Annotated in this window: 12 protein-coding genes; 2 read left to right on the top strand and 10 right to left on the bottom strand. The window is 55.7% G+C overall.

The genetic code is table 11. The annotated features are described in order from the left end of the window. Positions 1-53: 53 nt before the first annotated feature. The 9 genes from BBP27_RS08380 to BBP27_RS08340 all read right to left on the bottom strand — a co-directional run bounded on the left by BBP27_RS08380 (position 54) and on the right by BBP27_RS08340 (position 9,066). The gene (locus BBP27_RS08380) at positions 54-485 is read right to left on the bottom strand and encodes a plastocyanin/azurin family copper-binding protein (protein ID WP_049323637.1); all 432 of its coding nucleotides are present in this window, start codon (positions 483-485) and stop codon (positions 54-56) included. A gap of 231 nt (positions 486-716) precedes the next feature. Beyond that, positions 717-1,484, bottom strand: coding sequence for an ABC transporter ATP-binding protein (locus tag BBP27_RS08375; protein ID WP_188212258.1), 768 nt, complete (start codon positions 1,482-1,484; stop codon positions 717-719). A gap of 10 nt (positions 1,485-1,494) precedes the next feature. Next, positions 1,495-2,541, bottom strand: a complete 1,047-nt coding sequence (locus tag BBP27_RS08370; protein ID WP_188212257.1) for a FecCD family ABC transporter permease — start codon at positions 2,539-2,541, stop codon at positions 1,495-1,497. A gap of 116 nt (positions 2,542-2,657) precedes the next feature. Next, positions 2,658-3,773 (bottom strand): ABC transporter substrate-binding protein, encoded by a 1,116-nt coding sequence (locus tag BBP27_RS08365; RefSeq protein ID WP_188212256.1) that lies wholly within the window; start codon positions 3,771-3,773, stop codon positions 2,658-2,660. A gap of 526 nt (positions 3,774-4,299) precedes the next feature. Then, positions 4,300-6,063 carry a phosphoenolpyruvate--protein phosphotransferase gene (gene ptsP, locus BBP27_RS08360; RefSeq protein ID WP_188212255.1) on the bottom strand — a complete coding sequence of 588 codons (1,764 nt, stop codon included), beginning with the start codon at positions 6,061-6,063 and terminating at the stop codon, positions 4,300-4,302. Then, positions 6,063-6,332 (bottom strand): HPr family phosphocarrier protein, encoded by a 270-nt coding sequence (locus BBP27_RS08355; RefSeq protein ID WP_003683718.1) that lies wholly within the window; start codon positions 6,330-6,332, stop codon positions 6,063-6,065. The genes ptsP and BBP27_RS08355 overlap by 1 nt, the downstream gene beginning before the upstream one ends. Before the next feature lie 44 nt (positions 6,333-6,376). Next, positions 6,377-6,805: a PTS sugar transporter subunit IIA gene (locus tag BBP27_RS08350; protein ID WP_188212254.1), complete on the bottom strand. Its 429-nt coding sequence runs from the start codon at positions 6,803-6,805 to the stop codon at positions 6,377-6,379. A gap of 57 nt (positions 6,806-6,862) precedes the next feature. Continuing rightward, a complete protein-coding gene (locus tag BBP27_RS08345) occupies positions 6,863-7,426 on the bottom strand; it encodes a hypoxanthine-guanine phosphoribosyltransferase (protein ID WP_003747943.1) in 564 nt (187 codons plus the stop codon). Between the two features lie 110 nt (positions 7,427-7,536). Beyond that, on the bottom strand, positions 7,537-9,066 hold the full coding sequence (locus BBP27_RS08340) for an ABC transporter permease (protein WP_188212253.1): 1,530 nt from the start codon (positions 9,064-9,066) through the stop codon (positions 7,537-7,539). 232 nt (positions 9,067-9,298) lie between these two features. Between BBP27_RS08340 and BBP27_RS08335 the strand changes: the two genes are divergently transcribed. Continuing rightward, positions 9,299-9,829 (top strand): cytochrome b, encoded by a 531-nt coding sequence (locus tag BBP27_RS08335; protein ID WP_188212252.1) that lies wholly within the window; start codon positions 9,299-9,301, stop codon positions 9,827-9,829. 157 nt (positions 9,830-9,986) lie between these two features. Then, the gene (gene pdxA / locus BBP27_RS08330) at positions 9,987-10,991 is read left to right on the top strand and encodes a 4-hydroxythreonine-4-phosphate dehydrogenase PdxA (protein ID WP_188212251.1); all 1,005 of its coding nucleotides are present in this window, start codon (positions 9,987-9,989) and stop codon (positions 10,989-10,991) included. Positions 10,992-11,182: 191 nt separating this feature from the next. On the opposite strand, the gene BBP27_RS08325 is transcribed toward pdxA, so the two are convergent. Further along, positions 11,183-12,178 (bottom strand): S49 family peptidase, encoded by a 996-nt coding sequence (locus tag BBP27_RS08325; RefSeq protein ID WP_188212250.1) that lies wholly within the window; start codon positions 12,176-12,178, stop codon positions 11,183-11,185. Between the last annotated feature and the right edge of the window lie 19 nt (positions 12,179-12,197).

Genomic DNA, 12,197 nt, shown 5'->3' with positions numbered 1-12,197 from the left:
AAACAGGCCGTCTGAAAGGTTTCAGACGGCCTTTAATGCAGGCATAAACGCTTTTACTTCACTTGTGCCATGTATTTTTTCAGACGGCCTTTGCTTTGCATGGCGCGGTTTTCCATTTCATCGACAACGGCTTGCGCTTTGGCTTTGTTCACCGGTTTGCCGACCTGAATCACGCCGCTCATGTTCATCATGCGGTGCGGCGGGCAGGTGTAGACGTACACGCCTTCTTTGTCGAGTTTGAGGGTGAAGTCTTTGCCGTCTTCGGAGAGGAAGTCGGCAACGCCGTCGGGCAGGGCTTTGCTTTGCACCCAGTGGCCGCTGTTGGTGGCTTTGAAGGTTACGGTGTCGCCGACTTTAGCGTTGACGTAGCCGGGTTCGAACACCATGCTGCCGTCTTTGCCGTTGTCGAGCATTTTGACTTCGTGGTTGGCGGCGTATGCGCTAAGGGAAGCGGTCAGCATGAGGAGGAAGAGGGATTTTTTCATGGGGAAAGTCCTTTCTAAGGATAAAAAATAGAGATCGGGCTGATGGGGCGAAGAGATAAGCCTTGGGCTTACCGCCCTCTCCCTAACCCTCTCCCGCGGGAGAGGGGGTAAGTTGCAGGGAGTTCGCAGATCGGATGTTCAAATCCGACATTTCAGAAGCGGATTGTTGATTGTCAACCGTCGTCATCCTCGCGCGGGCGGGAATCCATTGGAATGACGGCGGCGGTTAAGTTACGCACTCTTCCGCATCGGGCGGATAACGGGCAGGCCTTTGCTGTCGTACAAAAGCTCGATGTCCACTTTGTACAGTCTGCCTATCATGTCCGCCTGCAACACGTCCTGCGGCGCGCCCTGCGCCTGTACTTTGCCTTCGCCGAGCAGAATCACGCCGTCTGAAAACTGCGCGGCGAGGCTCAAATCGTGCAAGACCATCAGCGTAACCAGATTGTGTTCGTGCGTGTATTGCACCACGCGTTCTAAAAGATTGAGTTGATGGTGCATATCCAGTGCGCTGACCGGTTCGTCCAGCATCAGGATTTCGGGGCGGCGCAGCATGACTTGGGCAAACATCACAAGCTGCCGCTGTCCGCCGGAAAGCCGCATGACGTCGCGGTGCGCCAGATGGCCGATGCCCAGCTCCGCCATGATACTTGCGGCTTCGTGCAGCAGTTCGTCGCCGACGTGCATGTGCAGTGCGTCCATGCGGCCGAGCAACACGACTTCCAGTGCGGTCAGCGAGGCTTCGGCGGCGGTGTCCTGCGGCATATAGCCTATGCGTTTGCGCCAGCTTTGCAGGTGGATTTTGCTCAACGCTTCGTCGCCGTAGCGGATGGTGCCTTTGTGCGCCACTTCGCCGAAAATCGTTTTCATCAGCGAGGATTTGCCCGTGCCGTTCGGGCCGAGCACGGAATAGACTTTGCCTTGTTCCAGTGTCAAATCGATATTGTCGGCGACCACATAATCGCCGCACCGGATGTGTACGTTTTCAAGTTTCAACATTTCAGACGGCCTATCGTTTCGTTAATACAATCCAGAAGAAGAACGGCACGCCGACAAACGACGTAACGATGCCCACCGGAAACAGCGCGCCGGGGATAATCACCTTGGACAACACGCTGGCGACCGATAAAAACGCCGCCCCCGCCAGCATCGCGCCGGGCAGGAAGAAACGCTGGTCTTCGCCCAAAAGAATCCGCGCCACATGAGGGGCAACCAAGCCGATAAAGCCGATCACACCGACAAAACTGATTGCCGTCGCCGTCATCACCGCCACCAACACCAGCGTTTTCAGGCGCAAAAATTGCAGATTGATGCCCAGCCCAACGGCGCGTTCTTCGCCCAAGCGCAACGCGGTCAGCTTCCACACGTCGCGCGAAAGCAGAAACACGCATACCGCCGTAACCGCTGCCGTAACCGCGACAGTCTCCCAAGTTGCCTTGGTCAGGCTGCCGAACAGCCAAAACAGAATCTGCTGCGAAATCTCAGGCGCGGCGATAAACTGAATCAGCGACAGAATCGACTGAAACAGAAACAAAAGCGCAATCCCCACCAGCACCAGCATCGCCGAGTTGAAGCGGCGCGCCGAAGCAAACAGGAACAAGATGCCCGAAGCCAGCATGGTCATCACAAATGCGCCGATGGGGACGGCAACCGTTTCAGGCAGCCCGAAACCGCCGAACGCAATCACCACCGACGCGCCCAAGCCCGCCGCCGCCGCCAAACCCAGCGTATAAGGGCTGGCCATCGGGTTGTTCAAGAGCGTCTGAATCTCCGCCCCGCCGACGCCTAAAGCCGCACCGACCACCAGCGCCATCACCGCAATCGGCAGGCGCAAATCCATCACAATCAGACGGTTCATTTCATCGACTTCGGGTTTGCCCAGCAAAACATTGACCACTTCGCCGACAGGCAGCGTGTCCGTCATCGCCGGGCCGGTGGCGATGTCGAATAAGAAGCTGACTGCCGCGATGATTAAAAACATCAACACAATCAACCAACGCTTGCCTTCCAACTTGCGCTGGTTTTTCACAATCTCGGCGACAACCGAATCATTCATGTTTCAAACCTTTAAAAAAGAATGTTGATAAAGGGGAGAACGGGTTTGCCTTTTTCTTCCGCAAAAATTTCAGACGGCCTTCCGATTTAAAAGGCCGTCTGAAAATCTAAACTACCTTATTGTCCTTTTGGATAGAGGTAGAACGTGCCGCTCGGTACGACCGGCAGGTTTTGGCGGTAGAAGTCCAGATAGGTTTTCTCAGGGTTGAAATCCTTAAACAACTGCGGATAAATCGCTTTGGCCATAAACTGAATCGACGCGCTGTCGGACAGCGTGCGCGAGTTGGCATGGTAGGCGGCGTAGAGGCGGTTGTTTTTAATCGCAGGCAGGTTGGCCCAACCGGCGCGTTTGGCAAAACCGGCCAAGCGTTTTTCCGCTTCGGCTTTCGGAATGCCCCAGCCCATCACCATGGCGGCAGGGTTTTTCTTCAATTCGGTTTCACGGCCGGTAATCACGATGACGTCGGGTTTGGCGGCGAGGACTTTTTCAGGATTGATCGGGCCGTAGAATTCGACCGAAGAAGCGGCGATATTGTTACCGCCGACCAGCGTCGCCATCGAACCCCACATGCTCTTGCCGAAGGTTACGCTGTGTTCGGCAGGGCCTTTGTTGCCGAACTCGACATAGACTTTAGGCTTGGGCAGGTTGGCTTTTTGCACGCGCGCCTGGATGGTGTCGGCAACGCGTTTGTAATCCGCCGCCAGTTTGTCGGCTTTTTGCTGCTGGCCGGTCAATGTGCCGATGAGTTTGGTCGATTGAACGTGTTTGGCCACCGTTTGCGCGTTGTAGTCCAACACGACGATGGGGATGCCGGCTTTGTTGATGCGGTCGAGATCGGAACCCAGAGCCTTGTATTGCCATTCGGCCAAAACCAGCAAATCGGGTTTCAACGCCAATACTTTCTCAATCGAGAAAGTGCCGACTTCCACTTCGCCCACGTCGGTCAGCTGATTCAGTTTAGGCACGGCTTTGCTGAATGCCGCCCAGCTTGGTGGCGCCCAGTCGGCCCAAACTGCTTTGGAGAAGCCGACAACGTTGTCCAACGCGGTTTTACCGCCGATGGCCATGTAGTCTTGGTAGTAGAAGCCCAAAACCACGCGCTTGGCAGGCAGGTCGACGGTTACCTTACGGCCGACGGTATCGGTCAGCTGAACGGGTTTGGCAAAAGCCGATACGGAGCCGACGGATAAAGCGGCGGCGGCAATCAAAGCAGAAAGTTGCGTAAATCTCATGAGTCATTCCTTCAAAATATGATGATAATTACTATCTTTTTATAAATTTACAAGGTATTGAATCTTTTTTCAAGTGAATGTAGGGATAGACATATTTCGGAATAAAAAGTTGCATCATTAAAACGAAGGGATAGTGTTGATATAGGGCTTGGGTGTACTGAAGACCTAGTAAAAAGGACGAGTATGGTGTGCCTAAATCCATAGTGGGCAGTAGCTGAAATGGATAGGCAAAGGGTTTTTTATTGCAAAAAATAAAAGGTATCCGGTTGAATACAGCAGGCCGTCTGAAACCTTGCGATTCGGGGTTCAGACGGCCTTTGGTGTGGGCATAAAAGTTTTATTTCACTTGCGCCCTATATTTTTCAGACGGCCTGTAAGCAGTGTTTGGGAAAAGTGAAAAAGGTTGGTTTTTGAAATGGCGAAATAGGAAAGGCTTGAGGGGAATCGGGTGTCAACCCAAAATGGGAAAAAATAAAAAGGGCGTGTTCAATACGCCCTTGTGTCGGTTTCGGATATTTTGCGAATTTCAGACGGCCTTGTCTTCGTTCTGCTCGCTTTGGTTGAGGATTTTAATCAGTTTCTCGGCTTTTTCCGGGTCTTCGCAGCGCAGGATTTTGGCGGCATCGTTTTCAAGATGGCCGGTGTGGCTGTGCAGGATGATGTTTTTAACCGAAAGCAGGTTGTTAGGGTTCATGGAGAATCGGCGTAAGCCCATGCCGAGTAACAGTCGAGTGAAGACGGTATCGCCGGCCATTTCGCCGCAGATGGACACGCCTTTTTCCATACGGTTTGCGGTGCGGATGATGTGTTGCAGCGTTTTGAGGACGGCAGGGTGGCCGGGTTGGTAGAGGTGGCTGACGCTGTCGTCGCCGCGGTCGACCGACAGGAGGTATTGAATCAGGTCGTTGGTGCCGATGGAAACGAAGTCGACGAGCTTGAGGATGCTGCCGACGGTCATGGCGGCGGACGGGATTTCGATCATGCAGCCGATGCTGACCGGGCCGAAGGTTTCGCCGCGCTCGGTCAGTTGGCGTTGGGCCGTGTCCAGATGGATAAGGCATTGGCGCACTTCGGAAATGGATGTAATCATCGGCCACATCATGCGCACGGGGCCGTGGGCGGTGGCGCGGAGGATGGCGCGCATTTGGGTGCGGAACATGACCGGCTCGGCGAGACACAAACGGATGCCGGTCAGGCCGAGCGCGGGGTTGAGGCTGCCGTTGGGCGTGCTGTTTTGGCCGAACCAGCGCGGATTTTTATCGACACCCAAATCGACGGTGCGGACGGTGATGCTTTTGCCTTTCATCTTTTTCACAATCGCGCTGTACACTTCGTATTGCTCGTCTTCAGACGGCATGGTGTCGCGATTGAGATAAAGAAATTCGCTGCGGAACAAGCCGACGCCGTCTGCGCCGAAGTTGTGCAGGGCTTTGATGTCTTCGGCGGATTCGATGTTGGCGAGCAACTCAATGTTGATGCCGTCGGCCGTGGTGGCAGCGGTTTTTTTGATTTTGTTGAGTTCGCGCTTGTGGCTGCGGTATTCGCGGGCGAGGCGGCGGTATTCGTTGAGGACGACTTCGTCGGGATCGATGATGAGGACGCCGTTGATGCCGTCGACGATGACGATTTCGTTTTCGGTGATGAGTTTGCGGGCGTTGTGCAGGCCGATGACGGACGGGATGTCGAGGCTGCGGCCTAAGATGGCGGTGTGGCTGGTCGGGCCGCCGGCATCGGTTACGAAGGCGGTAATGTGCTGCTCTTTGAACAATACGGTATCGGCAGGCGAGAGGTCGTGCGCGATGAGGACGGTGTCGTCAAACAGGTTGCCGGCGAGGTTGATTTCGTTGCTTTGGCCGACAAGGTTGTTGTGGATGCGGCGGACGACTTGGAGCATGTCCTGTTTGCGTTCGCGCAGGTAGTCGTCGTCGATGCTGTCGAACTGGGCGGCGAGCTTGTCGCTTTGTTGTTTCAATGCCCATTCGGCGTTGATTTTCTGCTCGCGCAAAATGTCGATGGGTTCGCGCGAGAGGGTAACGTCGGTCAGCAGCATCAGGTGTAGGGAAATGAACGCGCCCAATTCGGTCGGGGCGTTTTCGGGAATCGCGCCGCGCAGCTGTTCCAGTTCTTTGCGCGTGGCTTTGATGGCGTTGTCGAAACGGGCGACTTCGGCCTCGAGTTTGTCGGGATCGATGTCATATTGGGGAACTTCCGCCGCGCCGCGCGTGATGAGGTGGGCGTGGCCGATGGCGATGCCTTTGCCTGCGGCCACACCGTGTAGGACGATGCTCATTATTCGCCCTCGCCGAAGTAGTCGTTGATGAGGTCGGTCAACGCCTGCATGGCGGCGGCTTCGTCTGCGCCTTCTGTTTCCAGCTCAATCACGGTGCCTTTGGCGGCGGCCAGCATCATCAGACCCATGATGCTTTTGCCGTTGACGCGGTTACCGTTTTTGGTAACCCAGACTTCGCTTTGGAATTGGGAGGCGGTTTGGGTGAATTTGCTGGAGGCGCGCGCGTGCAGGCCGAGTTTGTTGATGATTTCGATTTCTTGTTTGAGCATGGATGTCCCCTAAATGTTCGTAAAGTGAATGTTTTCAGACGGCCTTAGCCGTGTTCTTTGCACACCAGGTCTTCGGGTGCGGATGTAATGGCGAAAATGCCCCGGATGGCGGCTTCTTTGACGGTTTCGGTGAAGTCGGAGAGGTTTTCGGCTTGTGATGAGTATTGGATGGCTTTAATCATCATCGGGGCGTTGAGGCCGGTCAGGATGGCGGATTTGTTTTCGCGCACCAGCCGGCGTGCGGCGTTGCACGGGGTGGCGCCGAAGATGTCGGTCATGATCAGTACGCCGCGGTTGTCGGGAAATTCCTGCAAGGCGGCGATGGCGTTGTTGATGATGTCGTTTTGGTCTTCATTGGGCTGAACGCCGAGAATACGGACGTTTTCGGGAAAGCCGTTGGGGAAGAAATGGTGGGTCAGCCCTTGGTAGGCTTCGCCTATGGTTTCGTGCGTGATGATAAGCAGGCCGATCATGATGTGTTCCTAGTGTTGGTTTGAGGCCGTCTGAAAACCTTTCAGACGGCCTTGGTTTTATTTGTTGTTTAAGGCGTAGATTTCGCCGAGGTTGCGCCAGCAGCCGGCGGCATCCATGCCGTAGCCGAAGACGTAGCGGTTGGGCACGTCCAAACCGATATAGTCGGCTTGGGTCGGTTTTTCTTTGTCGATCAGCTTGTTGGCAAATACGGCCGCACGGCAGCTCGCCGCGCCCATTTCCAACAGTTTTTCCTGAATGGCGGCCATGGTGTGGCCTTCGTCCAGGATGTCGTCCAAAACGACGACATGACGGCCTTTGATTTGCTCGGGGTCGGGCATGCGTTTCCAGTTGAACGCGCCGCCTGCGAGTTTGTCGCCGTAGCGGGAAACGTGGACGTAGTCAAAGTCCAGAGGGAAGCGCAACAGCGGCAGCAGCTGTCCTGTAAACACCACCGCACCACCCATGACAGGCAGCAGCAGGGGGTATTTGTCGGCCAAGTCGCGGGTAATGTCGTCGGCAACTTTTTGCAAGGCCGCGCGGCATTGTTCTTGGTCAAACAGCAAGTCGGCATTGTCCAGCATGGCTTGGGTTTCAAGGCGTTTGGTTTCTAAGTCGGTCATGATAGGTCGTGTTGGGTACGGTTAAAAACAAATTATATAGCGGATTCAATCAATTTTCGATACAGGCCGCAATGGCGCATGGGAAGGGAGGAAATTGAAACCGAACGCGTTCAGACGGCCTTTTGTCCTTCTGCTTCGTCCACCAGCAAAAATGCCGCCAAAGCCAAAGCGGTCAATACGGCCGTCAACACCATCGCCCGTCCGTAATTGTCCGCACCGGCGCGCCCGAGATAATCGTAAATCAAGGTGGTCAGCGTCTGCCATTCGGGGCGCGACAGGAACAATGTGGCCGCAAATTCGCCGATACACGTTGCCGAAGCCAAGGTCAGGCCGCGCCGTAAGGCCGGTTTCAATAAAGGCGCGGTTACATAACAGGCCGTCTGAAAACCGTTTGCGCCCATGGTGCGCGCCGCCGCCGCGTAATCTTTGGGCAAACCGTCCCATGCGGCCAATACGTCTTTGGCCACAAACGGATACGCCAACAACGCATAAGTCGCCGTCAGCAGCCACAGCGAAGCCGTCCATTGCGGATAGAGCAGCAATACGCCAAACGCGATGCACACGGGCGACACCATAAACGGCAAAAACATCAGCGCGCGCAACCACGCCATTTGCCGTGCCGCCGCCGCATACAGCACGCCCAAAACCGTCGCCGCCGCCACCGCTGCCGCAGAGAAACGGATCGTGTTCCACACTGCCGCCCACGTTTGCGCTTCCAGCAAAACCGCCCACGAAGAGCCTGCCGTTGCCGCCTTGAGCCACACCGCCGCCAAAGGCAGCAGACAGCACAGCACCAATATGGCCAATACCGTTGCCGTCAGCCATTTTTCCCAAGCCCGTACCGGCGCGCGCGGAGGCAAAGGCGAGACTGATTTATCCACCGCCACGCGCTTACTCCAATACGCATACAAACCGCCGGCCGCCGCCGTAGCCGCCAGCACCAGCCACACCAATACCGACGCACGCACCATGTCCAACTCGTACGCCACCAGCCGGTAGATTTCCACTTCCACCGTTGCAAAACGCTCGCCGCCGAGCAGCAAGGCCAGCCCGAAGCCTGAAAAACAATATAAAAACACCAGGCACGCGCCGCCGGCGACCCATGCACGCACCACCGGCCATTCGACCCAGACAAACCGCCGCCACGCGTCCGCGCCCAACGATTGCGCCGAGAGCAACCGCGCCTGCGGCACACGCACAAATCCCTGATACGCCGAGCGCACCAAAACCGGCAGGTTGAAAAACACATTGCCGTAAATCAGCAGCCACGGCGTGTCCTGCCAACCGGACGCCAGTATGCCGTGTGCGCCAAACAAGGCCAGCACGCCCATGCCCGCTACCAAAGTCGGCATCACAAAAGGCAGCATCAACAGGCGCAAAACCATACGCCGTCCGGCAAAATTCATTCGCGCCAGCACCCACGCCGCAGGCACGCCCAAAGCCGTGACCAAGACGCAGGTCAAAACCGCCTGCGCCACCGTCCAGCCCAAGCGCAGGCGCATATAGTCATCAGCCACCACTTCCGTCCAAGCACCCTCGCCGTCGTAAAACGCCAGCGACAGCAAAGGCGCGGCCACCATGACCGCCAAGAAACCCAAAGGCAGCAGCAACAGCGCACACCGCCGAATCCAAACCTGCATCGATGCGTACCCGAGAATAAAAACGCCTATTTTAGCCCGAGTTCGGCATAGAAGGTGGTATTCCTGCCCTTGTTTTCAGACGGCCTGTACAGCCTGACGGATAAAACTGATGTTTATTCAAAATTTTCAAATATTTACGAAATATCTTCAAAAAGGCAACAAAATTGGTTGGGCATTTTTGATACAATCCGCCGCTTCAAAAAATCAAATAAATCAAAAACAAGGAAACATTATGACCACTACACGCCCCCAAACCTACGATGCCGTCGCGCGCGCATTGCACTGGCTGACCGTACTCGGTTTCATCGGCATCCTGACCACCATCGCCATCTGGACCATTTATGACGGCGAAGAATGGGTCGGCGCACTCTTCGGCGTGCACAAATCCATCGGTTTCATCACGCTGCTGGTGATTATCGTGCGCATTGTTTGGGCCTTGCTCAATGCATCCAAACGTCCTGCCGCCGACAGCTTTGCCGCCAAAGCCGGCCACCTTGCCCTTTACGTCCTCATGCTTGCCGTTCCCGTTATCGGCATGATCCGCCAATACGGTAGCGGCCGCGGCCCGTTGAAAGTATTCGGCGTCCAAGTGATGCAGGGTTCGCCTGAAAAAATCGAATGGATGGCCAACCTCGGCAATATGGCGCATGGCAAACTCGGCTGGCTGCTCTTCGCGCTGGTCGCCGGCCACATCGCCATGGTCGTCGTCCACCGCATTCAAGGCCACGACGTTTTGTACCGCATGATCGGCCGCCGTTCTTAAGTATAAAACGGTAAACAGACAAGGCCGTCTGAACACAGTTTGACCAAGCAAAAACTGTTTTCAGACGGCCTTTTTGTATTTGTGTTAATCTGCAAAAATAGGGCAGGCATTTTGCCTGACTGTTGTCTAAATACTGTAAACCATACCGAGAAACACCATGACTGCTCCCATTCTCGCCATCACTTCCGGCGAACCGGCCGGCATCGGCCCCGACATCTGCCTTGATTTGGCTTTCGCCGATCTTCCTTGCCGCCCCGTTGTTTTGTGCGATAAAAACCTGTTGGCGCAAAGGGCCGAACAGCTCGGCAAATCCGTTATCCTGCGCGATTTTCAAGCCCAAGCGGCCGATCCGTTGCACAAGTGCGAACTCGAAGTCCTGCATATTCCCTTAGATGCCGAGTGTCGGGCAGGCGAACTCAATCCTGCCAATGCCGCGTATGTCCTCCGGCTGCTGGATACGGCGTATCAAGGCATTTCAGACGGCCTGTTTGCCGGTATGGTGACCGCGCCGCTGCACAAAGGCATCATCAACGATGCACACGTAGGCAACGGCTTTTTCAGCGGCCACACCGAATACCTCGCCGAAAAAAGCCATACCGAACAAGTCGTCATGATGTTGACCGGCGGCGGCCTGCGCGTGGCGTTGGTGACCACCCATCTGCCGCTGAAAGACATTTCCGCCGCCATCACGAAGCCTTTAATCGAGTCGGTTGTCCGCATTCTTGAACACGACCTGCGCCATAAGTTCGGCATAGCCAAACCGGTCATCCTCGTTACCGGCCTCAATCCCCACGCCGGCGAAGGCGGCCATTTGGGACACGAAGAAATCGACACCATTATTCCGGCGCTTCATGCCTTGCAGGCCGAAGGCATAGACGCACGCGGCCCTTATCCGGCCGATACCGTGTTCCAACCCTTCCTGCTTAAAGATGCCGATGCCGTCCTCGCCATGTATCACGACCAGGGCCTGCCGGTGCTCAAATACGCCGGTTTCGGCGAAGGCGTGAACATTACCCTCGGCCTGCCCTTTATCCGCACCTCCGTCGATCATGGCACGGCCTTGAATTTGGCAGGCACGGGCAAAGCCGATTCCGGCAGCCTGATGACCGCCGTCCGCGCCGCGCTCGATATGGCGCACAATATGCAGAAACAGGCCGTCTGAAGCGTGGAGGTTTGATCGTTTGTCGGCGTAAAGTGTTCCTGTAAGAGCATCATCAGGAAATATTTATCTGCCGATTTGATAAAGCCAATGAGTGTTTGGACAATAATCAGCGTTTTATTGTAAAAACCATATCAAAAGGCCGTCTGAAACCCCGATGTTTAGGGTTTCAGACGGCCTTTGAGTTTTTTGGTTTACCAAATTTCAGACAAAGTTTCTTTGACTTTGGCCTTCACTTCCGCACCGAAGCGGCGGCTGAGCATTTTGCTGAAATCGTCTTGCGGCGTGTAGTTGACCAGCTCGGGGGCTTTGACGACATCGCGGGCGACGCTGTAAATGCTGCCGAAGTCGTCAATCAGGCCGACCTGTTTGGCTTCTTTGCCGGTGTAAATACGGCCGCTGAAAACGTCGGGATACTGTTTGTCTTTCAACCTTGCGCCGCGGCCGAGTTTGACGGCTTTGATGAATTCTTGGTGGATATCGCCCAACATGGTTTCCCAGATTTGGGTTTGCGCTGGGGTTTCAGGCGTGAAAGGGTCGCCCATGCCTTTGTTGCTGCCGGCGGTTTTCAGACGGCGTTTGACACCGGCTTTGTCCATCAGGCCGGTGAAGTCGAAACCGCCGCCGATCACGCCGATGCTGCCGACAATGCTGGAAGGGTCGGCGTAAATTTTGTCGGCTGCGGCGGCAATGTAGTAGCAGCCGGAAGCGCACATGTCTTCGGCAACGAGGTAAACAGGGATGTTTTTGTGTTCGGCTTTGAGGCGGCGGACTTCGTTAAAGGCCGTGTTGGACACGACAGGCGAACCGCCGGGGCTGTTGGCGCGGATGATGATGGCTTTGGCGTTGCCGTTTTCGTAGGCGGCTTCCATGCTGTCGCGCAGGATTTGGACTTGGTCGTCGATGTCGTTGCCGATTTCGCCGGTCAGGTCGATAACGGCGGTGTGTTCGCTGCGGGCTTGGACCGACGAGGTTTTTCCTTCTTCTTCCGCAAGGCCGAAAATCAGGCTGAGGAAGATGAGGACGGCGACGCCGCGCCAGATGTTGCGCCAAATGCGGGCGCGGCGTTGTTCTTGGTAGGCGGCGAGGAGGACTTCGCGCAGGGTGTTGCGCTCCCAGTTGTCGACGGGGGTGGAGGCTGAAGAGGGTGTGTTTTGGGCATCGCCTTCACGGTGGATTCGGTATTGCATGATGTGATGTGCTTTCGTG

It is taken from the genome of Neisseria sp. RH3002v2g, from assembly GCF_014596425.2.
Taxonomy (GTDB): Bacteria; Pseudomonadota; Gammaproteobacteria; order Burkholderiales; family Neisseriaceae; genus Neisseria.
This window is presented reverse-complemented; position numbering and strand designations above follow the sequence as displayed.

Coding starts and splice junctions, on each gene's coding strand:
- BBP27_RS08355 (WP_003683718.1), bottom strand. CDS start 6,332: ATGCTCAAACAAGAAATCGAAATCATCAACAAACTCGGCCTGCACGCG.
- BBP27_RS08340 (WP_188212253.1), bottom strand. CDS start 9,066: ATGCAGGTTTGGATTCGGCGGTGTGCGCTGTTGCTGCTGCCTTTGGGT.
- BBP27_RS08350 (WP_188212254.1), bottom strand. CDS start 6,805: ATGATCGGCCTGCTTATCATCACGCACGAAACCATAGGCGAAGCCTAC.
- ptsP (WP_188212255.1), bottom strand. CDS start 6,063: ATGAGCATCGTCCTACACGGTGTGGCCGCAGGCAAAGGCATCGCCATC.
- BBP27_RS08380 (WP_049323637.1), bottom strand. CDS start 485: ATGAAAAAATCCCTCTTCCTCCTCATGCTGACCGCTTCCCTTAGCGCA.
- BBP27_RS08370 (WP_188212257.1), bottom strand. CDS start 2,541: ATGAATGATTCGGTTGTCGCCGAGATTGTGAAAAACCAGCGCAAGTTG.
- BBP27_RS08335 (WP_188212252.1), top strand. CDS start 9,299: ATGACCACTACACGCCCCCAAACCTACGATGCCGTCGCGCGCGCATTG.
- BBP27_RS08375 (WP_188212258.1), bottom strand. CDS start 1,484: ATGTTGAAACTTGAAAACGTACACATCCGGTGCGGCGATTATGTGGTC.
- BBP27_RS08365 (WP_188212256.1), bottom strand. CDS start 3,773: ATGAGATTTACGCAACTTTCTGCTTTGATTGCCGCCGCCGCTTTATCC.
- BBP27_RS08345 (WP_003747943.1), bottom strand. CDS start 7,426: ATGACCGACTTAGAAACCAAACGCCTTGAAACCCAAGCCATGCTGGAC.
- BBP27_RS08325 (WP_188212250.1), bottom strand. CDS start 12,178: ATGCAATACCGAATCCACCGTGAAGGCGATGCCCAAAACACACCCTCT.
- pdxA (WP_188212251.1), top strand. CDS start 9,987: ATGACTGCTCCCATTCTCGCCATCACTTCCGGCGAACCGGCCGGCATC.